21 protein-coding genes and 1 pseudogene are annotated in these 25,903 nt (G+C 40.5%); 16 read left to right on the top strand and 6 right to left on the bottom strand.

Annotated elements, in window-relative coordinates:
- Positions 1-60: 60 nt before the first annotated feature.
- The 5 genes from AN391_RS17455 (at position 61) to AN391_RS17475 (ending at position 9,222) form a co-directional block, all read left to right on the top strand.
- Positions 61-1,101, top strand: coding sequence for a Glu/Leu/Phe/Val dehydrogenase (locus AN391_RS17455; protein WP_055016578.1), 1,041 nt, complete (start codon positions 61-63; stop codon positions 1,099-1,101).
- A gap of 108 nt (positions 1,102-1,209) precedes the next feature.
- Positions 1,210-1,848 (top strand): CatA-like O-acetyltransferase, encoded by a 639-nt coding sequence (locus AN391_RS17460; protein WP_082422788.1) that lies wholly within the window; start codon positions 1,210-1,212, stop codon positions 1,846-1,848.
- 328 nt (positions 1,849-2,176) lie between these two features.
- On the top strand, positions 2,177-5,065 hold the full coding sequence (locus AN391_RS17465) for a ligand-binding sensor domain-containing diguanylate cyclase (RefSeq protein WP_327077736.1): 2,889 nt from the start codon (positions 2,177-2,179) through the stop codon (positions 5,063-5,065).
- Positions 5,066-5,123: 58 nt separating this feature from the next.
- The gene (locus AN391_RS17470) at positions 5,124-5,948 is read left to right on the top strand and encodes a M90 family metallopeptidase (protein ID WP_055016580.1); all 825 of its coding nucleotides are present in this window, start codon (positions 5,124-5,126) and stop codon (positions 5,946-5,948) included.
- Between the two features lie 97 nt (positions 5,949-6,045).
- Entirely contained in the window at positions 6,046-9,222 is a 3,177-nt protein-coding gene (locus AN391_RS17475) for an amidohydrolase family protein (RefSeq protein WP_055016581.1), read from the top strand.
- Positions 9,223-9,361: 139 nt separating this feature from the next.
- Here the strand turns inward: AN391_RS17475 and AN391_RS17480 are convergent, their stop codons facing one another.
- Positions 9,362-9,730, bottom strand: coding sequence for a hypothetical protein (locus tag AN391_RS17480; protein WP_055016582.1), 369 nt, complete (start codon positions 9,728-9,730; stop codon positions 9,362-9,364).
- A 150-nt stretch (positions 9,731-9,880) separates the two neighbouring features.
- Between AN391_RS17480 and AN391_RS17485 the strand changes: the two genes are divergently transcribed.
- Complete coding sequence (locus AN391_RS17485; RefSeq protein WP_055016583.1) at positions 9,881-10,633, top strand: Nif3-like dinuclear metal center hexameric protein; 753 nt, start codon at positions 9,881-9,883, stop codon at positions 10,631-10,633.
- Positions 10,634-10,644: 11 nt separating this feature from the next.
- On the opposite strand, the gene AN391_RS17490 is transcribed toward AN391_RS17485, so the two are convergent.
- From AN391_RS17490 to AN391_RS17500, 3 genes are all read right to left on the bottom strand, one after another.
- On the bottom strand, positions 10,645-11,409 hold the full coding sequence (locus tag AN391_RS17490) for a YdcF family protein (protein WP_055016592.1): 765 nt from the start codon (positions 11,407-11,409) through the stop codon (positions 10,645-10,647).
- Positions 11,410-11,460: 51 nt separating this feature from the next.
- Positions 11,461-12,348: a LysR substrate-binding domain-containing protein gene (locus AN391_RS17495; RefSeq protein WP_055016584.1), complete on the bottom strand. Its 888-nt coding sequence runs from the start codon at positions 12,346-12,348 to the stop codon at positions 11,461-11,463.
- A gap of 479 nt (positions 12,349-12,827) precedes the next feature.
- Entirely contained in the window at positions 12,828-15,197 is a 2,370-nt protein-coding gene (locus AN391_RS17500; RefSeq protein WP_055016585.1) for a GGDEF domain-containing protein, read from the bottom strand.
- A gap of 213 nt (positions 15,198-15,410) precedes the next feature.
- Here AN391_RS17500 and pyrC point away from each other — a divergent pair, with 213 nt between their 5' ends.
- The 9 genes from pyrC (at position 15,411) to AN391_RS17545 (ending at position 24,041) form a co-directional block, all read left to right on the top strand.
- A complete protein-coding gene (gene pyrC / locus AN391_RS17505; RefSeq protein WP_055016586.1) occupies positions 15,411-16,460 on the top strand; it encodes a dihydroorotase in 1,050 nt (349 codons plus the stop codon).
- Positions 16,461-16,923: 463 nt separating this feature from the next.
- Positions 16,924-17,127: a cold-shock protein gene (locus AN391_RS17510; protein ID WP_004588138.1), complete on the top strand. Its 204-nt coding sequence runs from the start codon at positions 16,924-16,926 to the stop codon at positions 17,125-17,127.
- A gap of 836 nt (positions 17,128-17,963) precedes the next feature.
- Entirely contained in the window at positions 17,964-18,734 is a 771-nt protein-coding gene (locus AN391_RS17515; RefSeq protein WP_004588137.1) for a DUF3450 domain-containing protein, read from the top strand.
- Positions 18,735-18,741: 7 nt separating this feature from the next.
- Positions 18,742-20,106: a MotA/TolQ/ExbB proton channel family protein gene (locus tag AN391_RS17520; RefSeq protein WP_004588136.1), complete on the top strand. Its 1,365-nt coding sequence runs from the start codon at positions 18,742-18,744 to the stop codon at positions 20,104-20,106.
- Entirely contained in the window at positions 20,106-20,630 is a 525-nt protein-coding gene (locus tag AN391_RS17525) for a MotA/TolQ/ExbB proton channel family protein (RefSeq protein ID WP_004588135.1), read from the top strand. Before AN391_RS17520 ends, AN391_RS17525 begins: the two co-directional genes overlap by 1 nt.
- 14 nt (positions 20,631-20,644) lie before the next feature.
- Complete coding sequence (locus AN391_RS17530) at positions 20,645-21,049, top strand: biopolymer transporter ExbD (protein ID WP_004588134.1); 405 nt, start codon at positions 20,645-20,647, stop codon at positions 21,047-21,049.
- Entirely contained in the window at positions 21,049-21,663 is a 615-nt protein-coding gene (locus tag AN391_RS17535; RefSeq protein ID WP_004588133.1) for an energy transducer TonB, read from the top strand. The genes AN391_RS17530 and AN391_RS17535 overlap by 1 nt, the downstream gene beginning before the upstream one ends.
- An 11-nt stretch (positions 21,664-21,674) precedes the next feature.
- Positions 21,675-22,934, top strand: coding sequence for a hypothetical protein (locus tag AN391_RS17540; protein WP_055016587.1), 1,260 nt, complete (start codon positions 21,675-21,677; stop codon positions 22,932-22,934).
- 63 nt (positions 22,935-22,997) lie between these two features.
- Positions 22,998-24,041: a hypothetical protein gene (locus AN391_RS17545; RefSeq protein ID WP_055016588.1), complete on the top strand. Its 1,044-nt coding sequence runs from the start codon at positions 22,998-23,000 to the stop codon at positions 24,039-24,041.
- Positions 24,042-24,045: 4 nt separating this feature from the next.
- On the opposite strand, the gene AN391_RS17550 is transcribed toward AN391_RS17545, so the two are convergent.
- Together AN391_RS17550 and AN391_RS17555 are read right to left on the bottom strand one after the other, a co-directional pair.
- Positions 24,046-24,378: a TraR/DksA C4-type zinc finger protein gene (locus AN391_RS17550; protein WP_055016589.1), complete on the bottom strand. Its 333-nt coding sequence runs from the start codon at positions 24,376-24,378 to the stop codon at positions 24,046-24,048.
- Positions 24,379-24,435: 57 nt separating this feature from the next.
- Positions 24,436-25,416 (bottom strand): tRNA-dihydrouridine synthase, encoded by a 981-nt coding sequence (locus AN391_RS17555; RefSeq protein ID WP_055016590.1) that lies wholly within the window; start codon positions 25,414-25,416, stop codon positions 24,436-24,438.
- A gap of 227 nt (positions 25,417-25,643) precedes the next feature.
- On the opposite strand from AN391_RS17555, the pseudogene AN391_RS17560 reads away from it, so the two are divergent.
- Positions 25,644-25,903, top strand: a pseudogene (locus tag AN391_RS17560) (hypothetical protein); the annotation flags it as partial.

The raw sequence follows: 25,903 nt of genomic DNA on the forward strand, positions 1-25,903 counted from the left end.
AGTTTCGTCAATTTCCAGCGCTCATCCCTCTCACGGGTAAACTATTTTGGAGTAATAACAGTGGCTGTGTTTAATCAAGCTGAATTTGATAACCACGAACAAGTGGTTTTTTGTTCTGACGAAGCGTCAGGTTTAAAAGCAATTATTGCCGTGCACAATACTAACCTTGGCCCTGCAGTTGGCGGTTGTAGAATGTGGGATTATGCAAAAGATGAAGACGCAGTATACGATGTGCTGCGCTTATCTAAGGGCATGACCTATAAAAATGCAGTCGCACGTTTGCCATTTGGTGGTGGTAAATCAGTAATTATTGGTGATGCAAAAAAAATTAAGTCTGAGCAGTTATTCCGTGCTTTTGGCCGCCAATTAGAGCGATTAAATGGCAGTTACTATTCAGCAGAAGATGTGAACATTACCTGTGATGATGTTGCATTAATGAATAAAGAAACAAACTATGTACTGGGCCTCGAAGGGAAAAGCGGAAACCCGTCACCTTTTACAGCATATGGTACTTTTTTAGGAATTAAAGCAGCGTTACAGCATCAGCGAGGTCATCAAGATTTTTCGGGTATTAAAGTGGCTGTGCAAGGCTTAGGTGCTGTAGCCTATGGTTTATGTAAACACCTAGCTGAGGCCGGTGCGCAACTATTTGTAACTGATATAAATCAAGATTCAGTAGAGCGTGTAGTTAATGACTTTGGTGCAACATCGGTAGGTATTGATGAAATTTACGATCTTGATGTTGATGTGTACGCACCTTGTGCGCTTGGCGCAACGGTTAACGATGAAACTATACCACGCCTTAAAGCAACGATTATTGCAGGTTGTGCAAATAATCAATTAGCACAATCTCGCCACGGTGAAGTACTTCGCGAAAAAGGTATTTTGTATGCACCCGATTACGTTATTAACGCTGGTGGCATTATTAATGTGTATTACGAAACTGCACCTCAAGGCTACAGTGAAGCGGCGTCTAATAAACATGTTGAAGGCATATACGATACGCTTACTGAAATTTTTGCGCGTAGTGAAAAAGAGCAAAAATCAACGCATTTGATAGCCGATGAGTTAGCGCAAGAGATTATTAAAAACGGTCTTTAATTTAGCTCTATTATTTTTAAAAAGGCGTACTTTGGTACGCCTTTTTTGTTTATACTTTATGGCGTTACCTTTAACCGTATGGATAATATGACTAATACAAACGCCTTAATGGAGCCAATTAATTTTGATACTTGGCCTCGCAAGCAACACTTTGAATTGTTTAAAAACTTCACCCAGCCATATTTTAATGTGTGTGTAACACTTAACGCCAAGCCTTTATTTGAATATTGTAAACAAAATAAACTGTCTTTTTTTCAAGCATATGTGCATGCCACACTAACAGCATGCCACGCCTATAACCCGATCATGCTAAGGATTATCAATGAGCGTCCATGGCGCTTAAAGCAAGTTAGAGCCAGTGTGGTAGAGCTTGCCAGTGATGATTCGTTTATATTTAGTTATTTTAATTATTCGTCTTGCTTTGAAGCTTTTTCTCAACACGCGACTACTATAAGTGCTAATGCTAAATCTCAACCGTTATTTTCTCAGGCATTCAATCAAACCGAAGGGCAAGCTGATTTGATACATATTTCAGTGCTGCCATGGCTGAACTTTAGCAGTTTTTCGCATGCTTTTAGTGAAGGGAAATGTTTAGGCATTCCTAAGTTTGTGTTTGGTCAATATAACAAAACCACGGGACTAATGCCGTTTTCGATTGATGTGCATCATTCTTTAATGGACGGTTTACACGTCGCCGCGTTTATAAGCGTATTACAAGATAATATTAACAACTTTTGTAAAGATTAATTAAATTTAGTTAATGCAATGTGTTTATTCGCTATGGTAGTATTTTTAATTAAATAAGTGGGTATAAGTTAATTTGTAACGATTAGCTGATACGTTTAAAAGGTGTGTTTAGCACGTATTATTTGTTGTTGACGCTATTGTTTAGTTTAAATTAAAGCGCTTGTTAGCGCTTAAACAAAGCATAGTGTACTCACCCCGTGCGTATAGGGATTTTAGCACTTTGTTGGATGTACAGTTTAGATGTGACCAGTGCCGAGTAAATTCTTTCCCGCTACGCTTAAATAACGTTAAAACGCTTACACAAGTAAAAGAATAACTAAGGCAGTTGATGATGAGACAATTAAGCATTATATGTTCTTTTTTCGTCATGTTTTTATGTGAAGCTCAAGAGCAAACGCGCTTACCGTTGAGCGATTATTTTTCTGAAACATGGAATACTCGCTCAGGACTGCCGCATAACAGTATTAATAGTGTTACTCAAACTCAAGATGGTTACTTATGGGTTGCTACCTGGGAAGGTTTAGCACGCTTTAATGGCCAAGAGTTTACAATACTAACCCGTGCCCATATAAATAATTTACCCGATTCAGGTTTAAGGGCCTTAACACCAACACAAAGCGGTGGGCTATATATAGCGGGCTCGCGAGGTGGGATTAGTTTATATCAACATAGGCAGTGGGACACGCAGCGCTCAGCGTCTACCATGGTTAATCATTTAATCGAAAGTGCTGATAAAAGCCTATGGTTAGCCCTTGAAAACGATGGGGTTTTTTATCGTGAGCACAACAGCGATACTGACCTTGCGATAATTAAAAACGTGAGTGCTTATCGCGTTATAGAAGACAGCGACGGGGTTATTTGGGCTGCAACTAGTGCGGGCCTTTATAAAATAGATAATAAAATACCCACCTTAATGACGCCTCACTTTGGTTTACCCAATGCGCCCGTATACAATTTATTAATTACCCGAGGCGGCTCGCTGATAGTGGGAAGCGAAAAAGGCGCTTGGATCAAAATAAATTCGCAGTTTCGGCCTATACATGAACAGCTTGCAAATGAATCAATTTCTAGTTTACTAGAGGATAACCATGGTGATTTATGGTTCGGCACAATTAATAAAGGGGTATTTAGGTTATCACCTGACGGTGTCGAGCAATTAGATGCCAAAAATGGACTGCCAGCCAACCGAATTTTGTCTTTGTTACAAGATAGAGAAAATAGCATTTGGATTGGCACAAACGCGGGATTGTTTCGTCTGCGTGAGTCGCCGTTTTCATCGTGGACCCATAAGAGAGGCTTAGCGGGGGATTATACCCGTACAGTGCTTTCTCACTCTGATGGTAGTTTATGGGTTGGGGGCAGCTCGGGCTTAAACATAATCAAAAACAATCGGGCTATTTTGGTCTCAGGCTCTAAACAAAGCAATCCTTACTCTATACTCAGTTTACACGAAGCACCCGATGGGAGTGTATGGGCTGGCACCTATACCTCAGGTGTTTTAAAAGTAGTCAATAATACCTTTACCCCATTCATTAGTCGTAGTACGGGCCTTGGAAGTAACGAAGTAAGAGCGTTATTATTTGATTCTAAAAACCGTTTGTGGATAGGCTCGGCCATGGGGCTTACGCGCATAAATGAAGATGGCAGCTTAGAGCAATTTACAAATAAAAAAGAGTTACCAAGCGGGTTTATACTCACGCTTAGTGAAGATAACGCAGGTAATATCTGGGTAGGCACCGGCAATGGGGTGGTGGTATTTGATATTGTTAGTGAACACTTTACAACGGTTGAATTTCCGCGTGAGTTTTCTGCTAAATATGCGTTTGGGTTTTATATTGATGATACTTATACCTGGATGGCTACAGATAGAGGCTTAGTACGCTATGAGCTAAAAAGCGGGAAAATGGCAATGCTTGGCTTAGAGCAAGGTTTACCTATCGATAAACTATTTCAAGTGGTGCCGCATAATGGTTCATTTTGGCTCTCGAGCAATCGCGGGATCATTCAAATCGATAAAAATCATATACAACAAATTCTTGATGCTCCTGCGAACGCTAAAACACCTGTGCTTAACTATCAACTGTATGATGAAGGCGATGGTATGTTAAGTGCGCAGGCTAATGGCGGCTCAACGCCTTCGGCTGTAACGCATCACGATGGGAGTATTTGGTTTGCAACTGCTAAGGGGGTAAGTACTGTAAAACCTGCTCGCTTAAAAGCATCAACGCAAATTGCACTGCCGACCATTATTGAAAATATTTTTGTAGATGGTAAGCCTATTGCACTTCCGCTTGAAGGTGAGTCGGTCTTTTTACCGCCGGGGGTTTCTCGTTTATCGTTTCATTATGCAGGGCTGAGCTTTATTATGCCGCAGCGATTAAACTTTCAAACCCAATTAAAAGGGTTTAACGATAAATGGGTTAATCGCCAACATATGACCGGTGCTGAGTACACCAATTTACCTCCAGGTGAGTATACCTTTATGGTACGCGCAAGTTACCCTAACGCACATTGGCAAGATAATCAGCAAGCTGTAAATATTGTAATTCAATCATTTTTTTGGCAAAAACCGCAATTTAAGTTTGCAATATTTGTACTTTTTTTAATGGTTATTTTTGCCATATACAAATACCGTTTATATCACTATAAAAAAATAGAAATAGAGCTGACTAATCGCGTAGAAAAACAAACGCAAGACCTACAAACGCAAGCCAATGCGTTTGCGTACCAAGCAACGCACGACCAACTTACCGATATGCCTAACAGGCGTGCTTTTGATAGCTGGCTTGCCCATAACTTTGCCACTTACAAACAGCAAAACCGACCTTTAGCCATAGCCATACTGGATATTGATCACTTTAAGCGAATTAACGATAACTGGTCGCATATAGTTGGCGACAAAGTGATTTGTACTATTGCAGATCTGCTTAAAGATGGCTGCCAAGAAAACCAGCATATAGCACGATGGGGCGGTGAAGAGTTTACCATTGTTTTTGCAGATAAAACCGCCGGCGAAGCAAAAATGATATGTGAAGCACTGCGCGAGAGCATTGCTCAACATGACTTTTCGGCCATTGGTGAGGGGTTAAGTGTAACAGCGAGTTTTGGTTTGTCTGACTCAACCAATGTGGGTGATTACGACCGTCTTTTATCGCGAGCAGATCAAGCCTTATACAAAGCTAAAAATAGCGGACGAAATTGCACAGAAATTATCTGATTGAAAATGAGTGCAGGCGCACATATTAATAAGAGACTAACTTATTTTGGATGTCCCCATGATAAACGGGCTACTCATTTTTGCTTTGGCTATTTTTGTTGTAATTTATTGGCGCTGGCAGTCACTACAAAACTGGCTTTGGAATAAAAAATATAAAAACGCGGTTTTAAACTCTCAACAAAAAGAAATACTCCTTCGTTGCATGCCTATCTATAAAAAGATGACGGACAACGACAGAGCCAAGCTTGAGCGCCACATAATATGGTTTTTAAGCGAAAAGCGCTTTTTAGGCCGAGACGGACTAAAGCTAACCCCCGCCATGAAGCTGATAGTTGCTGCCGATGCCTGTGTGTTAGTGCTTAATAAACCTTGGCCACTTTATAAAAACGTAAAAGAAATTTTACTCTACCCTAGTGCGTATTACGCGCCGCAATCTACACGAGATAGTGCTGGGCTGGTTAGTTACCACAACGCTGTGCGCTTAGGTGAGTCGTGGCCTGGTGGCACGTTAGTGCTGAGTTGGCACGATGTACTAGAAGGTAACCGCTTACCAAGCGATGGCCATAATTTAGTGTTTCATGAATTTGCCCACCAGTTAGATCAAGAAACCGGAAAAACCACTGGCACTCCATTACTAAAAACCCCCAATGCTTACAAAGAGTGGGCCCGTGTGTTTAGCCGTGCTTTTGTACAGTTAAAAAGTCATGTTGCTTATAACATGCCCCATGTTATTCATAGTTATGGGGCAACCAACGAGGCTGAGTTTTTTGCTGTACTCACAGAGACCTTTTTAGAAAAGCCAGCGCAGCTTAGACAACACGACCCTGAAATTTATAGAATGCTGGTGGATTACTACCAATTTGACCCTATAGTTTGGCATTAATTTTTGGTGCTTGGTCTGATAACGCTGGCAAGTTAGCGCTGTTTTTGTTGCAATCGTGTTAGAGAGTTTAACTGCAATAATAACAAGCGAGAAATGCATGAAAAAAATGCTTCACACTGCACTGGCTTTATCAGTCGCCCTAGCAATAGGTCAGCCGTACGCAAACGAAGATCAAGAAAAGTGGCAGGTAGACTCACCAAAAGGTGAGTTTTTAGATGCAACCATTAGTACCGAGCAAGGCACATGGATGAACATTGATGTTAGTCCTGATGGCAACACGCTAGTGTTTGACTTACTTGGCGACATTTACACTATGCCTATAAGCGGAGGTGAAGCAACTAAACTCACCTCAGATATTGCTTGGCAAATGCAACCTCGCTTTAGCCCAGATGGTAAATATATTGCGTTTACCTCAGATCAAGGCGGTGGTGATAATATTTGGGTTATGGATGTTGATGGAAGCAATCAACACGCTGTGACTGACGAAACCTTTAGACTTTTAAACAGCCCCGCATGGAGTCCTGATGGCGATTACCTTGTCGCACGTAAACACTTTACCGCTAGTCGCTCACTAGGGGCTGGAGAAGTGTGGCTTTATCACAAAGCCGGTGGTAAAGGTGTTCAGCTTACTAAACGCGAGAACGACCAAAAAGACTTAGGTGAGCCAATGTTCTCGCCAGATGGGCGCTATGTTTACTTTTCTCATGATGCAACGCCTGGTAAAACCTTTCACTACTCTAAAGATTCTGTTGCCGGTATTTATAAAATTAAGCGCTTTGACCGACAAACCGGCGACATTGAAACAATTATTGAAGGAATGGGCGGTGCAATAAGACCGACTCCTTCACCTGATGGTAAAAAGCTTGCCTATATAAGACGTGATGATTTTCAAACCAGCTTGTACCTATACGACCTAACCAGTGGCGAGCACACTAAGCTCTACGACAAGCTTGAACGCGATATGCAAGAAACCTGGGCTATTCATGGAGTGTACCCGACAATTGCTTGGACCCCAGATAACGAAGAGCTTGTGTTTTGGGCTGGCGGTACAATTCATAAATTAGCCGTTGATGATAAAACAGTCGCCCCAATTGACTTTAAAGTACAAACCACTAAAAAGATTCAAAAGGCAGTACGCTTTACACAAGATTTAGATACCGATGAGTTTGACGTAAAAATGTTGCGTAACGTACAGGTTAGCCCCGATGGCGAAACCGCTATTTTTGAAGCATTAGGGTATATTTATAAACGCGATTTAGACTCAGGTAAAATTAAGCGCTTAACTAAACAAACCGATCATTATGAGCTGTTCCCGCAGTACTCCCGCGACGGTAAAAAGATTGTTTACACCACTTGGAATGACAGTAAGCAAGGCACTGTGCGTGTGGTCTCTGCGCGCAGTGGTCGTGGTGATACTATTACAACGCAACCGGGTAAGTATGTAGAGCCTACGTTTAGCCCTGACGGCAAAACAATCGTTTATCGTAAAGCCACCGGCGGAAGTATTTTAAATCCTAAGTGGTCGCTTAACCCGGGCGTTTATAAAGTAAGTGCAAAAGGGGGAGAGAGCGAGCTTATTTCTAAAAGTGGTTATCAACCTCAGTTTGGTAGTACCAATGACCGTGTATTTATCATGAGCCCGTGGCCTAAGCCTACCTTAAGTGTTGTGGAGCTTGAGAGTAAAAAGATACGCAAGCTTTATGAGTCGGAGCATGCCACTGAATTTCGAGTTTCACCAGATGGTAAATACTTAGCGTTTGCAGAGCGTTTTAAAGTATTTGTTACCCCGCTGGTGCAAAGCGGTTCACCTATTACAATAAGCCCTAAAGATAATCAGTTTCCTATTGAGCAGCTGTCTGTACGTGCGGGTGAAAATATAAGCTGGAGTGCTAATAGTAATAAGCTGTACTGGAGCTTAGGCCCCGAGCTATACCATGCAAGCCTTGATGGCATGTTTGCTATAAACAATGCAGGCGAGGCCGACTTTAAAGTTAAAAGTGGCGAAAACATTAGCTTTAGTAAAAAAATGGCCGAGCCAAAAGGTATGATTGCTTTAAAAGGTGCAAACATTATTACCATGAATGGCGAACAGGTCATTGAAAACGGCGTTATAATTACCGATGGTAAACACATTAAATCGATTGGCAAAGTGGGTGAGGTTACTATTCCTAGAGATGCCGATGTTATTGATGTTACAGGTAAAACAATTATGCCTGGGATTGTTGATGCGCACGCACATGGCTCTCAGGCAAGTGATGAAATAATCCCACAGCAAAACTGGAAAAACTTCGCAGGTTTAGCGCTCGGTGTTACCACAATTCATGACCCATCAAACGATACATCAGAGATATTTACTGCCAGTGAAATGCAAAAGGCCGGTATGATTGTTGGGCCACGAATTTTTTCTACCGGCACTATTTTATATGGAGCAAATATGCCTGGTTACACCTCGCACATTGACTCCTTAGACGATGCTAAATTTCATTTAGAGCGCCTTAAAAAGGTTGGAGCCTTTAGTGTTAAATCGTATAACCAGCCGCGCCGCGAGCAACGCCAACAAGTTATTGAAGCAGGGCGAGAGCTTGAAATGATGATAGTGCCAGAGGGCGGCTCACTGTTACAACATAATTTAAGCATGGTTGTTGATGGGCATACGGGCATTGAGCACTCAATTCCGGTTGAGAATATTTACGATGATATAAAACAATTATGGTCGCAAAGTGATGTAGGTTACACACCAACGCTTGTTGTCGCCTATGGCGGAATTTGGGGGGAAAACTACTGGTATGACAAAACCGATGTGTGGAATCATCCGCGTTTAAGTAAGTTTGTGCCTAAAAATCAATTATTACCGCGTTCAATGCGCCGAGTAAAAGCGCCCGATCATCACTATAACCACTTTAATAACGCCCGTGTCGCTAAAGAGCTGCAAGATTTAGGTGTACTGGTAAATTTAGGTGCGCATGGGCAACGTGAGGGCTTAGGTGCCCACTGGGAAATGTGGATGTTTGCTCAAGGCGGTATGAGTTCACTTGAGGCAATTAGAGCCTCTACGCTTGACCCTGCTAAATACTTAGGGCTTGATAAAAATATAGGCTCGTTAGAAGTCGGTAAGCTTGCCGATTTAATAGTTATTAATGGCGATCCGCTGAAAAATATTCGCGATTCAGATAAAGTCGATTATACCATGATCAATGGGCGCTTATTTGATGCAAGCACAATGAACGAAGTGGGTAAAAAGCCGCGAAAGCCACTTTATTTTGAAAAGCTATAATTGTAATACATATTTAAAAAGCGGCTATTAGCCGCTTTTTTTAGCTCAAAATAAGTTATTTAATAAAGCGAATTGATAGAAGGTGATAAACAGGCATAAAAAAACCGCTTAACGCGGCTTTTTTATCAATCACATGTGTTTAAACAACACCGCGCGGTAAGCGACAGTCGTGATCTTTACTTGCAAGCTCAACAATCCAAAGCTCTTCAGCTGTGTAGCCGTCTTCGCTTTGTGTTACCACAGTAAACGGTGCCGTTTTTTGTGCTTTAACAGGCGCAGCCGCTTTAGTTTTAGTTTTTTTCGCAGGCGCTTTTTGCTCAGCTTGTGCAGGCGATTTGCCAGCGCTTAGTTCTTTCGTTAGCTCTGCTACATCAGCTAGGCGTAAGTTTTTGCCACCATCGATGCTGTACCAGCCTGGTTTTGTAGTAATTTCAGGTTTTTTACCATTGGCAGCTTCATATGCAGCTTCAAAGGCAGATAAAACTTCTGTTTTGTCTAGTTTGCTCATCAGAGACCCTATACGTTGTGAACACAGATAAAGAAGCCGTATTTATACCTATTTTCCAACTGTTTTTCAATTTTTTGCGATTTTCCTTCCATTTTAGCCCCATAAACGCCAAAATTTGCACAAAATTCAGTGCTGAGTAAGGTAATAAGTATGCAACGTAGAGAATTTAACCAACTATTAAACGACATTTTAGAACCTCACACAATTAAAGATTTTTGCCCTAATGGGTTGCAAGTCGAAGGTAAAAACGAAATCAAAACGATTGTTACGGGAGTGACTGCAAGCCAAGCACTCATTGATGCAGCGATAGAAAAAAAAGCCGATGCGATTTTAGTTCACCATGGTTATTTTTGGAAAGGTGAATCGCAGCCTATTATCGGCATGAAAAAACGCCGTATAGGTGCCTTATTAGCGCACGATATTAATTTATTTGCTTATCACTTACCGCTTGATATTCACCCTGTTATAGGTAACAACGCCCAGCTGGCTAATTTGCTCGATATCGAAATAGAGACAGGGCTTGAACCCGTTACAAATAGCGTTGCTATGAAAGGACGGTTAAAAACTCCGCTTACAGGTAGCGAGTTTGCAAATAAAATAGCTAAAGTTTTAAACCGTGAACCATTACGTAGTGTTGTACGCGATGAAAAAATTAACACCATTGCGCTGTGTACAGGAGGCGGGCAAGGTTATATCGATTTAGCAGCAGAGCAGGGAGTTGATGCATACCTAACGGGTGAAGCATCAGAACAAACGATTCATAGCTCGCGAGAGCAAAATATAGACTTTTTTGCAGCAGGGCATCATGCAACCGAACGGTACGGAATTAAAGCGCTTGGTGAGCTACTTGCTAAAGAGCATGGTTTTGATGTGAGTTTTATAGATATAGATAACCCAGTATAAGTGTATATACTCTACAGCGCCTCTGGGTTTATCCAGCGGCGCACACTTATCCAAGCATTCCCAATCACTTCATGGGCATATTGCGTTACTACACGTAATGCCTCAGCATTTGGTATAAATTGTTTATACAAAGGTAAAGCCGCAAAATTGTGATAATCCGTAGCGGCAGGAATAACCTTAACACCTTGGGCATTAAACAAGTTTTTTGCGCGCGGCATGTGTAGCACAGACGTAACTAGTGCAACTTTAAAATCAACGAGTTTAGGGGCGAGTAGCTTGGCTTCGGCAGCGGTATCCATTGCTTGCGGGTTTTGTTTTATGCGGCTTTTGCTTATTCCTAAATCTATTGCTACTTGGCTCATTAACGCGCTATTTGTTACTTTGTTGTAGCCACCGCCAGACACGATAAGCGTTGCATTAGGGTATTTTTTTGCAAGCTTGACGCCTTCTACCAAGCGAGTAAGCGCACAATTTCCTAACTGATTATTAGCGCTTAAAGCAGGGTTTGGGTTTATATCGCACCCCAGCACAACAATCTTATCAAGGCTTGGGTGTTTTAGTGCATTAAATGCCAGTGATACGAGCTCATTGTGTTTAATAAGTTGATGCGCAGCAAACGGTGTACTTAACACTGTAAGCGTTAATATACTCAAACTTGCGAGCACTAAAGCAGGCTTACGTCCACGAAACGCTAAAACTAGCATTACAAACGTAAGTAAACCAAATAGCGGGAGTGGCATAATTAAGCCACCTAATAATTTTTTTAATTCAAACATAACAAGCAACATAAAACCCAATAGGCCTTATGTTACTTATTCGTTTATGATTTATCGACCGTTATTTTGCTTACAGGTATTTAAAAAATGGCGATAAACGGGGTTGTCTTTCATGTCTTTTTTCATTGCTAGGTACATAGGGCGGGTTAGGCCTAGTGCTCCAAGCGGGATTGATTTAATTAAACCTTGGCTTTCGTAAGGAGTTACCAACCAATCAGGCAACGCTGCTACACCCATTCCTGCACTCACAAGCTGAAAAATTAATAAGCCTTGGTCTACATTTTTTAAGGTACCGTCAAAGCGGGCATTTTGAATAAAGTGTTTAAATATATCTTGTCGCTCGCGCGGAATAGGGTACGAAATGATGGTTTCGTTTTTTAAATCAAGCGCCGTTACATATGCTTTTTTAGCTAGGTCGTGATCAGGGGCGACAATAAGCTTTAATTTAAAATCAAATAAGTGAGCGTATTCAAGCTTATCAGGCTCGCGTATATCTGAAGTTAATACTAAGTCGAGCTCATCATTGAGTAAATCTGGTATAGCGTCGTAGCTAAAGCCGCGTTCGTAGTCAATTTTGATGTCTGGCCAAAAATTATTAAATTCTTTAATTGTTGGAAGCAGCCAATGAAAACACGCATGGCATTCAACACTTAAGCGTAGTTGAGAAATTGGTTGATTCAGGCTTTCTTTTAAGCGGCACTTCGTGGCTTCTACTTTTGGCAAAACGTCGTTAGCAAGTTCAAGTAAAAGCATTCCTTGAGGTGTAAAGCGCACAGGCTGCGTTTTTCTTTCAAATAATTGGCAGTCTAATTTGTTTTCTAAGTCTTTAATTTGATGAGATAAAGCTGATTGCGTTAAAAATAATTCGCGGGCTGTATTAACTAACGATCCGGTGTCTTTTAATGTCGCAATAGTTTTAAGGTGTTTTATATCAATCATCTTTAATAATTCTCAAGGGAAAAGTGAGTTTGGCTCAGATTGACTACATACTACGCCTTTACAAAAAACGTTTCAACGTCTAGATGGCTAAAATAATCCATTAATTACTAAAGTACACCCTTAAAGTTAAATTAATTAATGTGAGCACTTTACTTGCTACTGGTTTGATGAGTTTGCCATGAGTTTAGCTCAAGTTGTTTTGTAGGTTATGTAGCTGCGGTGTAAAGCAGCGTTATGGACAGGGGGATTTAATAAATGGCACAGGTTTTTAAGCGGGATAAGTAATTATAAAAACTAAGTAGGATAAGTAATTATAAAAACGCGCAAAACAAGTATGTGTTTAATGGGCTAAAGCTTAAACAGTAATAATATGTTTTTATTGCTTTAAAACTGAGCGCTTAAATAAACGAATGGGTATTACGGGGCTTACTTTTTACACCTTTTTGGTTTTGAAAATGTAAGCCTTTGGATAACAGCTACTACAGGGGTTTATTGATAAGTTGAATAGCGCGTTGTGCTGTAACCGGTTTTGACTTTAAAAAGCCTTGACCGTAATTACATTGAGTGCCTTGTAAAATAGTGAGTTGCTCTTGGGTTTCGATTCCCTCGGCCACTACTTCAAAATTTAATGATTGCGCTAGTGAGAGAATGGCCTCGACTAACGGGTTATTGGTTTTATTGAGGTGATCGATAAAGCTTTTATCTATTTTTAAAATATGGATAGGTAATTGGTGTAAGTAACCAAGCGCTGAGTAACCGGTGCCAAAATCATCCAAGCATAATTTCACTTTAAGTGGGGCAAGCCCTTCTATTATTTGCGTTGCTAAATCAAGGTTAGCAATAAGCCCTGATTCAGTGATTTCTAAACATAACGATCCTAAAGGCAGTTGGTATTTATTATACAATGCGTGAACTTGGGCAACAAAGTCGAGGCTAGCAAAGTGACGCGATGACACATTGACCGTTACTTTTAAAAATCGATGGCCTAATGTGTGCCAGTGCGCAATGTGTTGTGCAGCGAGGTCAAGCAAGTGCAAATCGAGGTTAATAATTTGTCCGGTGGTTTCGGCTATCGGAATAAACTCATTGGGTGGCACAAACCCTTTTTTAGGATGGTGCCATCTCACTAATGCCTCAAAGCCGACAACTTCGCTTGTCGCTATAGCAAAAATAGGTTGAAAATAAAGCTCAAATTCGTTGTGTTCAATGCCATGTTGTAAGTCGTTTTCTATATCGGCATGTGTTTTGAGCTTTTTACGCATGGTGTTATTAAAAAACTTAACCTGACCACGCCCGCTTGATTTAGCTTCGTACATAGCGGCATCGGCTTGCTGTAATAGCAAATAGGCTTTATCGTCGCTGCTTTCACTAAAGGCTATGCCAATGCTGGTTGATGCTTGTAATAAGTGACTATCAACATTTAGTGGCTTAGCAAGCGCTGTATTTATTCGTTTTAGTGCTTCGCTAACCTGGTTTCGGTGGGTGATATTTTCCATAAAAATGGCAAATTCGTCGCCACCGAGTCGTGCAAATGTATCGGTGTTTCTGACGGTGCCTTTTATGAGCTCACAAATTTTAATTAAAAAATGATCGCCAACCTCATGACCAAGCGAATCATTTATACTTTTAAATCGATCAAAATCTAAATAAAGTAAGGCATGGCTCGTGCCTTTTTTAACACGTGATAAACGCAAAATAGCATGTTTAATACGCTCAATAAGTAACGAGCGATTAGCAAGCCCTGTTAACTCATCGTGCAATGCTTTGTGTTCAAGCTCTTGCCTTGCAAGCTGCCTATCTATGGCCATACTAATTTGCCTACTTACGTAGGTTAAAAGCGCACTGTCGTGCTCGCTATAGTGCAAATTTTTATCGTAACTTTGAACAACGATTACACCGCTTATCCTATCATTCGCTTTAAAAGGTACACCTAGCCAAGATTCCGAAAGACGACCTACAAGTTTAAAGTCGCCATTGTCTATATGTTGCTGATAATCGTTTTGGTTTAATAGCAGTGCACTGTCTGATTTTAATAAATAATACGAAGCTGTATCTTTTAATTGTTCTTTTGATATTTTTTTATGTGCATGTGTTTGTATGCCTTCTTCAACAATGTAAACCAAATCGAGTATGTCTATTTGCTTATCGTAAAGAGCAATAAAAAAGTTATCAGCAGGCAGTAAGCTATTTATTATGTTGTGGAGTGATTCAAAAAAGGTATCTAGGTTACTGGCTTTATACGTTAAATTAGCTATTTGCAGTAAACTGTTTTCAAGCTTTTGGGCGTCGTTTAACTGATTTACTGTGTGCTTTAAGCTATTAACTGTGTTTACTTGATTTAGTTTTGCACTGAGCAAATGCGCAACCGTGGTTAAAATTTCCAAGTGGGCGTTTGTGAAATAGTTTTTTATTGGGTGTTCACAATCAATCACCCCTAAAACCTGATCTTTGTATATAAGTGGCACGCACAGCTCCGACTGGGCAGGGCGCTCATCAGCAATGTAGCGGGGGTCTTGCGTTACGTCACCAATAATAATAGCGGTGCCCGTACGGGCTACATAACCGGTTATACCTTCGTTAAAGCCTATTATTTTGCGCTCCGCTTGGTACTTGTCTCGCGAATGAGTTATCCCCATAGAGGCAACTTGATTGAGCAGTAGGCGCGTTTCATCAGCCAGGTAAATCACGCAATCAACAAACCCGAGGCGGTTAACTACTTGAGTGGTTACATACTCAAATAATTCTTCTAAGGTATCGAGCTGTAACAAGCTAGAAGAGAACTGATTGATTATGCTTAGCTGCTCGGTTTTAATTTCGAGCGCTTTATAAGTATCGAGGTGATTCGACATAAGGTAGTTTTATTCTTTTTATTTGTATTAGCAGTGATAAGTTAACCCAAATTTAAGGCAGGTTCAAAATAAAACGCTTAAATGGCGGTATTCGTCGTTAAACTTAAACCCAATCGTATTTTGCAGCCTCATAGAAGGGAATAAATTAGATAACACTTTACTAGATCTTCTCATATGCCTATGATCGGATAAATTCAGCCGTGGAAAAAAGTAATGAGCATTAATAGTAATTTAAAAAACACATTAACCATAACTCGTCCTGATGATTGGCATGTCCATTTACGCGATGGTGAGCAACTTAAAGATACAGTACGCGATATTAGCCGCTACATGGGCCGCGCCATCATAATGCCAAACCTAGTACCGCCAGCAACCAGCACAGATTTAGCGCTAGCATATCGAGAGCGAATTATGGCAGCGGGGCCACAAGGCAACTTTGAACCGCTAATGGTACTTTACCTAACTGATAAAACCACACCTGAAGAAATCAAAAAAGCCAAAGCAACCGGTAAAATTGTTGCTGCAAAGCTTTACCCTGCTGGGGCAACCACTAACTCAGACTCAGGGGTTACCTCAGTAAAGAATATTTATCCTGTATTAGAAGCGATGCAAGAAGTGGGCATGCTATTATTAGTGCATGGCGAGGTGACTGATTCATCAATAGATATTTTTGACCGTGAAAAAGTATTTTTAGAGACAATTTTAGGCGATGTTGTAGCAGACTTTCCAAATCTAAAAATAGTGCTAGAGCACATTACAACAAAAGATGCTGTTGATTTTGTAACAGCCGCTCCACAAAATGTAGCCGCAACGATTACCGCGCATCACTTATTGTATAACCGTAACCATATGTTAGCAGGTGGCATACGCCCACATTATTACTGTTTGCCTATCCTAAAACGTAATATTCATCAACAAGCTTTAATGGCTGCTGCGGTAAGTGGTAATAAAAAATTCTTCTTAGGCACTGACTCAGCACCGCACTATAAAGATAAAAAAGAAGCTGCTTGTGGTTGTGCTGGCGCCTATACAGCCCATGCTGCTATTGAGCTTTACGCAGAGGCTTTTGAAGAAGCAGGGGCGCTGGATAAACTGGAAGGATTTGCAAGTCATTTTGGCCCTGACTTTTACGGCCTTGCTCGTAACACCGATACTATTACCTTAGAGAAAAGCCCTTGGCAAGTACCTGCTAGCTATACTCTTGGTGACTCGAAAGTTGTGCCTATTAAGGCAGAAGCTACAATTGACTGGCAGGTTAAATAAAGTACATTAAATGTATATTATAATAAGGCCGTATAGCTTGCTGTACGGCCTTTTTTTGCTTGTAATTTAGCCTTTGCACTCTTCTTAACGCTACTTGCAACTCTCTTTATTTGCAAAGCTGACTACCCAAACACGATTTGTTACAATTACAAGTTAAAAATTTACTGTTTATTAAGCAATTTAAGCTTTAAAAATAACCACTTATGTTTATCTCTTTAATTATCTTTGTTCTTAGCAAATAAATCTCAATTAATAGAGCCAAAAAAATATTAATGTGTTAACCTTAACTTGCTTTGAGTTTTTGCGTATTGAATTTACGGATATTGTGCTGCGTTTAAGGTTACCGGTTAGGTTAAAACTTGTTCCTGTACTATACCTCCAGAATTTTGGGCACTGACTCAGGGAGGATATAGCCATAATAATATGGCTGAATTTTAATTATTGACTTACAGGAAAATTTAGTATGTCGGTTACTGGTAAAGTAAAATTTTTCAACGAAGCTAAAGGCTTTGGTTTCATTGAACAAGAAAATGGTCCTGACGTGTTTGTACATTTCAGCGCAATCACTGGTTCTGGTTTTCGCACTCTTAGCGAAGGTCAAGCAGTGACTTTCAGCATCAAACAAGGTCAAAAAGGCCCTGAAGCTGAGAACGTAGAAGTAGCATAATTTAATTATGTGAACCTTAGTTCATCTTGGTGAAGCAGTTTTCTGTTTCACCATAATTCTTAAAAATTCCCCTTCTTAGTTTTCGTTCTCGCTCTACAGTAAAGCATTTAGTTTTGCAGTTTACCTCTCTTAATAGTTTCTACATTAAACATGCTTAGTTTTTCCTAATTAATAGCTAACTCTTCTTTGAACAACGGCGCTGTTTAATACATTAGCGAGTTGCAGCCAACGCACTCTCATCAAAATTAAACAATACACACTATGTCTCAACAAACTGTAAAATAACGGCCGTTGTAGGGGCTTTAATAGCGTTTTACTTTGGATAAGAATAATTAAAGCTTATTAACTTATTTGCAGTAATATTTATACATCCGCCACAAGGGCTTTTAAATAGCCTTATTTTTATACGATAAAGCGTAGGATTTACAAGATAAGCTGTATTTTTAGCCTAATTTAATTAAATTTAGTTCATTAATTTGTCACATATTTATTATTTTTGTTTTTTTTTAAGGTGTAATTCAGTTTTGTTGAGATGTTGCATTTTTGTTTCACGTAAGTGTCTAATTTTTAACTAGTGTTTAATTTTAAAGGGGCTATATAATACCAAGGCGGCTTGGTGGTGGTTACATTTATGTTAACGGTATTTTTTATGGTACTTTAGTTTTAGCTTTTTCACGGTATTTATTTACTTAGAATAGCTAACATCAAGTTGACAGGGCGTATTGCATTTAGCATTATTGGAGGGTTGATATCTATTAAAAGATATCAGGGTTGTCATCCTTAATCAGGTTGATAATTAAATTATAAAAGTAACATTACTTAATTGGTTGGGAACTATGTCTGTTAAAATCAGAAAGAGTCTTGTAGCATCTGCGTTGGTTGGCGCTTTTGCATTTGCAAGCAGCAATGTGATTGCAGATCCTTTGAATGACGTGCAAAAAGCAGGTCAGCAAATTCAAAAGGCTGCTGTTAAGTCTCAAACTAAAATTGACAACGTATACGGTCAAACTCAAGAGCTAATCGCTGAGTACCGTAGTATTGTTGATGAGACTGAACTTATGAAAGTGTACAACGATCACGTAGCACGTTTGGTCGCTGACCAAAATGCATCAATCGAATCGTTTGACCGTCAAATCGCTACTATCGATAACACTAAACAAAACGTTGTGCCTTTGATGTATCGCATGATCGATACGCTTGAGCAATTCATCAAAGCGGACGTTCCGTTCAATCTTGATTCTCGTCTTGCTCGTGTAGAAAGACTTCGTGAAATCATGGCTTCTGCGTCTGTAACGACGTCTGAGAAATTCCGCCAAGTTCTTGAAGCATACACAGTTGAAACTGCTTACAGCTCAGCTGTAACTGCTTCTCAAGGTACTTTAGAAGTTGATGGTAAAAACATTAACGTTGATATCGGTCGTTTAGGTCGTATCACTTACGTAGCACAATCTTTTGACTTAAAACACGCTTGGGTGTGGGACAACAACACTAAAGAGTGGAAAGAATTAGGTGAAGAATACCTAAAACCAGTTAAAGAAGTGATTCGTATGGCGCGTAAGCAAGCGACACTAGAACTTGTTAAACTACCAATCTTTGGCGCGGAGTAATCGAATAATGAAGAAACTATTTAAAGGTTTTGCTGTTGCAGCAGTACTATCTGTTTCTGCAGGTACCGCGCTTAATGCACATGCAAATACTGATGCTTTAGATAAAATTCTTGAGCAAGTAAAGCAAGAACGTATCTCTGAAGGTAAAATCAATAAGCAACGTGAGCAAGAGTTCTTATCAGAACGTGCTGACAAGCAAGCATTACTTAACAAAGCGAAAAGCCAATTAGCGTCTGAAAAAGCACGCGGTGACAGCTTAGCTAAGCAATATGCACAAAACGAAAATACATTAGCTGAAAAAGAGCAAGCGCTTCAAAACGCACAAGGTACTCTTGGTGAAATGTTTGGTGTTGTACGTCGTGCAGCGCAAGACGCTATCGGTTCTATCGAAGCTTCATTAGTAAGTGCTGAAAAGCCAGGCCGTGCAGAAGTACTTCGTTCATTAGCAGCTGCTAAAGAACTTCCAACAGTTCGTGAACTTGAAGAACTTTGGATTGCACTTCAAACAGAAATGACTGAGTCAGCAAAAGTTTCTACTTTTGAAACTGAAGTGTCAGGTCTTGACGGTAACTCTACAGTTAAGCAAGTAACACGTATTGGTAACTTTAACTTAGTTACTGACGAAGGTTACTTAATCTACTCGCCAGAGACAAAATCTATTCAGCCTTTAGGGAAACAACCTGATAGCTACATTTTAGATGGTATCTCTGCTCTTGAAGGTACTTCTTCTGATAATTACGCTGGCGTATACATTGACCCGACTCGTGGTGCAATCTTACGTATCAACACGCAGAAGAAAACGCTTATGGAATACTACGAGCAAGGTGCTGAAGTTGGTTACATCATTACAGTTTTATTAGCTGTTGGTCTACTAATCTTCTTAGTACGTTTCGTTGACTTAGCGCTTACTACTTCTAAGATCAAGTCTCAGCTTAAAAACTTGTCTACACCGAATACAAACAACCCACTGGGTCGTATTCTTAAAGTGTACCATGACAACAAGAGCCAAGACGTTGAAAACCTTGAGCTTAAACTTGATGAAGCTATCTTACGTGAAACGCCACGTGTTGAAGCTGGTATCAACATCATCAAGATTCTTGCTGCAATCGCACCGTTACTTGGTCTACTAGGTACAGTAATCGGTATGATCTTAACGTTCCAAACAATCACATTGTTCGGTACGGGCGATCCGAAGATCATGGCTGGTAACATCTCTCTAGCTCTTGTAACTACAGCGCTAGGTCTAATTGCTGCACTACCACTTATCCTACTTCATTCAATTGTTGCAGGTCGTAGTAAGTCAGTATTACATATCCTTGATGAGCAAAGCGCGGGTATCGTTGCTACTCACGCGGAGAAGGAGAAAGCCTAATGCTAGTCCTGATGGAGATATGGGAATCTATCAGGGATTTTGTTGGCACAGGCGGCCAGGTATTATACGTGGTCGCGATAGCACTCTTTCTTATGTGGGTTTTAATGATTGAGCGCTATTGGTTCCTACTTGCTGAATTTCCTCGTTTAACGAAGGATATTGTAGCAAAGTGGGATGCCCGCCAAGACACTACGTCTTGGTACGCACACAGAATCCGTGAAGCATGGATTTCTGAAGCGTCTGAAAAATTAGATCAGCGTATGTTGTTGATTAAAACATTAGTAGCTGTTTGTCCTTTAATAGGCTTACTTGGAACTGTAACGGGTATGATCGCGGTTTTTGAAACTATGGCAACCCAAGGTACTGGTAATGCACGTTTAATGGCATCAGGTATTTCAATGGCAACAATCCCAACAATGGCTGGAATGGTTGCGGCACTATCTGGAGTTTTCTTTAGCTCACGCCTTGAGGCAAGAGCGAGAATGGTGAAAGCCAAACTTGTAGATAGCATGCCTCATCACTAGAGAGAGAATTAAATATGGCACGTAAACAACGTTTTCGTGAAGAAGAAGAAGCAGCGGTAGATATGACGCCAATGCTTGACATCGTATTTATCATGCTTATTTTCTTTATCGTAACTACATCGTTCGTTAAAGAGGCTGGTATCGAGGTCAATAAACCTAAAGCGGCCCAAGCTACGAAGCAAAAAAATGCTAACATTTTTGTTGCTATTCGCAGTGATGGTGCTATCTGGATTGATAAACAGCAAGTTGATGTTGAACGTGTTTCAGCAAAAATCGAAAGTTTATTAGCAGAACAACCTACTGATGTTGTGATTTTGCAAGCTGATAAAGAAGCAAAACACGGCGTAGTGGTTAAAGTTATGGACCAGATCAAAGCGACAGGTGATAACCTGAGAATTTCAATAGCTGGAGATCAGTAATGATTCGTTTTCTGTTTTCACTGATTGCAGGTGGGGCAGTTACTTTCGGCTTGTTCTACTTCATGGCTTACCTCATCTCTGGTGGGGCTGACCGTAATACTGAACAAAAAGAGCAGATCATAGTCGAAATAATGACGAATCCGCCTGAATCTAAGGTGCAGGAGAGGAAGCGTGTTCCGCCTCCGCCTCCGCCACCGCCAAAGCAGCCGCCTAAACCGCAGCCGCCACAGCCGGAGAATAACAATCCTAACCCTGGTGCTATGTCATTTAACATGGGTAGCATTGATGTAGGAAGTTCGGCTGGTGGACTAAGTGGTCCAGGTGCATTTGGACGAGATGGTGATGCGACACCTATCGTTCGTATTGAACCAAAATATCCAACGCAAGCAGCGCGTGATGGTAAAGAAGGTTGGGTACAACTTTCGTTCACAATTGATGAGTTAGGTGGCGTAACTGACGTTCAAGTTATTGACGCAGAACCAAAACGTATCTTTGACCGTGAAGCTAAACGTGCACTGCGCAAGTGGAAATACCGTCCTAAAATTATTGACGGTAAACCACAGAAACAAGTTGGTTTACAAGTTCAACTAGACTTTAAACTTAACCAAGGCTAAGGAGGCGAGTAATGAGAAATTTATCTAAAGTAACTGCTCTTGCAATTCTTATGTCTGTGTCAGGTGCAGCTATTACTGCACCTGTATTAGCAGCGCCGGATTACGCTAAAATTGAAGAGCGTAAAAAAGCCAAGACTAAAATCATGGGCGAGCGTACTGGTAAAAAGGTAATTAAAGCGTTTGACTTGTACAATGAAGACAAAATTGATGAAGCAATTGCCTTGTTAAAAGAGATTGACGCATCTAACGACTTTGATAAAGCGACTGTAAATCGTTACCTAGGTAGCATGTACGCGCAAAAAGAGAAGTACGATGAAGCGATTAAATACTCTAGACAAGCGGTTGCCCCTGATATTTTAAACTTCGCAGATCACGAGCAAACTTTAAAGCTATTAGGTGATTTATACGCAGGTACTGAAAAGTTCCAAGAAGCCAAAAAAGCTTATACTGCTTGGATGGACTTCACCGGCGAAGAAGACCCTAAAGTGTACACTCGTATTGCGCAAGCTAACTATCAGTTAGGTCAGTTTCGTGATGTTTTTGAACCTGCCGACAAGGCAATCTCATTACAAAAGGAGCCTAACAAGGCGCCTTACCAATTAAAATTAGGTTCTTACTTTGAACTTAAAGATTACGCCAACATGGTGAAAATTGGTGAAGAGATTGTACGAGTTTGGCCTGATGACAAAAAAGCCTGGGTTAGTTTAGGTAAATATTACCTACAAACCGAAGACTACGCCAAAGGTCTAGCGACCATGGAAGTAGCATTCAAAAATGGCTATTTTGAAGCGGAAGTAGATTACAAAGTACTTTCTAACTTTTACTCTTTAAACGAAATTCCATTTAAAGCGGCTAAAACCCTTGAAAATGCGATTAAAGAAGACAAAGTTAAGCGTACTAAGCAAAACGTTAACGCAATTGCTAGTAACTACCACCGTTCTAAAGACATCGAAAAAGCTGCAAAGTACTACGAAGAAGCTGCTAAATTTGATGACGATGCAGAGCTTTACCGCAAAGCAGGTTCGTTACTTTTACAATCTGAAAACTTTAGTGCTGCTGTTGTTCGTTTGAACAAAGCGTTAGAGCTAGGCTCTGACAAAAAAGGCACCATTTATTCAGATTTAGCTGAAGCGTATTACTACCAAGCTAAATACAAGCAAGCTTATGCTGCTATTACTAAAGCAATGGATGACCCACGCACACGCAAGTTTGCTAAAGGTTGGTCTACATTTATTAAAGATAAAGCCGCTCGCAACGGTGTTAAAATTTAACTTTAATTTGTTTTAGCAATTATATAAAAAGCCCCTATGGGGCTTTTTTTATTGGAATTTATAATGAATAAAACGCATCTTTTGTCTGTCCTATTAAGTCTGTTTTTGGTTGCTTGTTCAAAACAACCACTGCCTTTTGAATCTTATGATGCTGCGCAGCAAAGTATCAAAAGTTTGAATACGGCGCTTAAGCCTGTCGGCGCTGCAGATGTATCCATTGAACAAGTATTGCCTTTTTCTTCAGCGTATTTATCGCTTCGTCATCAGATGTATCAGCGCCTACAAACAATGACTCTTTCAAACGCGCAAACGCAGCAGCTAAATTACTTAATTATTGCTGAGCGTTTTCCTGAGCGCTTTTTCAGCTGGCCAGCACAGGTGAATGTGTTGGACAATCTATTATCAGCGAAAATGCAAAGTACTAATTCTAAACAGGTAATTGAGTGGCTTAAGTTCACTCAAGATCAATTAGACAGTGCGCTGCAAAGCAATTTAAGATTAAACAAGATTGAATTAAGCCTCCTGCAGGGTTACTTACAAACGGCATTATTAAAACACGCTAACGCAAACGGTTTAAAAGCTCAGATTGTCGAGTTTCATGATTACTTGGCCCAGTACAAACCAAGGGGCAGCATTGGCTTACGTGGACTTGCTAATGGCAGTGAATGGTATCAAAGTAAACTAAATTACTTCAGTGGGGTAGTTAAGTCGCCTTTGCAATGGGTTGATACTATCAATCAGCATCTTCAAATGAACTCGCACACTGCACCTAATTTGAGCTATAACGAGCATCATCGTACTTCGTTTATAAGCCAATATTTAAGCAAGGCGCCAAAAGTAAAAGGGATTGATTGGCAAACTGATTACATGCTATTGCCCGCTATGGCTAAAAAAAGTCATTTAAGTCCCGAAGATAAAAGGCTAATGCTTGCGCTAATGGAAACCGATGTCGGTGTACACTACCATGCATGGACTTTATCTCAGGCAAAAGTGAACTTAGTAAAACGGTTAGCTATTTCACAGCGCGATGCGCAGTATTTAGTTGAAGATAGTGTACTTTATCCTGGCCAGGCTTTTAGTTTTGCTGGGCAATTATTAACGCTTTAAGCGCTTATGTTCGCTTAGCGCACATTTCACAGCGCTGTGTAGCAGGGTCTTGTTTGAGCAAGTGCTCTGCAATTGCTTCTTCGCAGTCGCAGCAATAACCGTATTGACCAATATCAATCTGGCTTATTGCTGCTTCCAACTTTGCCAATCTATTCACTAAGGTTTGATATTCAGGGCCTAAGTTATAAGTGGCAGTATCAAGCCATTCATTGTACTGGCTTGTCAGTATAACGTTACGTAGCTTAAGATGAGCAGGATGGGCAGACTGATTCAGCATTGCTAATATGGCTGATTTAACGTGAGCTATTTCACTGTGCAGTTGTTGCTGATAAAGCATATTGGTATAACCTTCATTTAGCGTTTCGTTATACCGGTATTATCTGAGCTGTGCTGATTATACGTTATGATTTGAATCAAGTTGCGGAGACTTAGCGTATTTTTTTAAAACCTGCGCGACCTCTCCTTTTACTTTAAGACGTCTTATTTCATCAAAGAGTGTAATGGCTTGAGGGTATTGACGTTTAAGGTAACCTAGCCATTGCTTAGTACGAGAGGCAAAGTATTTTTCATCTTGTGCAGGGTCCTGATGAACAGCTGAATGAATCAAATGATAAATTATATGCTCCCACTCTAGGCCGTTATATTGTTCATTATTAACATGTGCTTTAATTTTTTTCGCTAAATCAGGGTGAGAAAGCGCACCGCGTCCTAGCATTAAATCGCTACACTGACTTCGGGTTTGGCAAAGTAGCGCATCTTCCACTTGCCAAATTTCACCGTTGGCAACCACTGCGATGTTTTTTCCTTTTATCAGCGGGGGGATTTTTTCCCAATAAGCAGGTGGGCTATAACCATCGCGCTTGGTACGTGCATGTATAGCAATACTATCTGCTCCGGCACTTACAACGGCATCTACAATTTCTTGGCTATTGCTATCATCGTCAAAGCCTAATCGTATTTTTGCACTTACTTGGTGTTTACTATCTACCGCATCCCTTACCGCTTTGATTATGTGATACATATGATCAGGGTCTTTAAGCAGTACAGCTCCCCCGCGGCTTTTATTTACCGTTTTTGCAGGGCAGCCAAAATTAAGATCTATACCGTGGGAGCCTAAATCAATCGCTCTGACGGCGTTTTCAGCTAAAACGTCTGCCACTTGTCCTAATAGCTGTACGCGCACAGGAGTACCTGCTTTGGTTAAACCGTTATTATTGAGTTCAGGGCAATAGCGATAAAAGACTTTTGCAGGTAAACGCCTATCAATCACTCTAACAAATTCAGTTACGCATAAGTCAAAGCCACCAATATCGGTAAGAAGTTGGCGCATTTTAAAATCAACAACACCTTCCATAGGCGCTAAAACAAGTTTCATAGAGTATTTTGACTGAAAAAACGGATGCGTAGTGTACCCGCAAAGTGTGGTTTGATAAAACTTAAATTACTGTCCATATTTGTTTGTATATATTTAAAAGTAAAAAAAATGAAAATAAATGAAAGTTTTTATCTGTTAGCGGGTCTATTTAATTATACAAGCAACGCATAATTGACAATAATTAGTTTGCGTTATCTTAATACACACTTATACAAGAGAGTCATGCAATGAATACAGTAAAGAAAAACTCAATCGCGTTAACCTTAGGTGCAGTAGTTGTTGGCTCTGCAAGTTTTGCCTCTGCAGATGCACAAGCCAACCCATTTGAATTTCAACAGCTAGTAACCGGATACCAACTTGATGCCGCAGAAGGCAAGTGCGGTGAAGGCAAATGTGGCGGCGACGCAAAAGGTAAAAAAGAAGGTAAGTGCGGCGAAGGCAAATGTGGCGGCGACGCAAAAGGTAAAAAAGAAGGTAAGTGCGGCGA

The organism is Pseudoalteromonas sp. P1-13-1a, assembly GCF_001401875.1.
GTDB lineage: Bacteria > Pseudomonadota > Gammaproteobacteria > Enterobacterales > Alteromonadaceae > Pseudoalteromonas.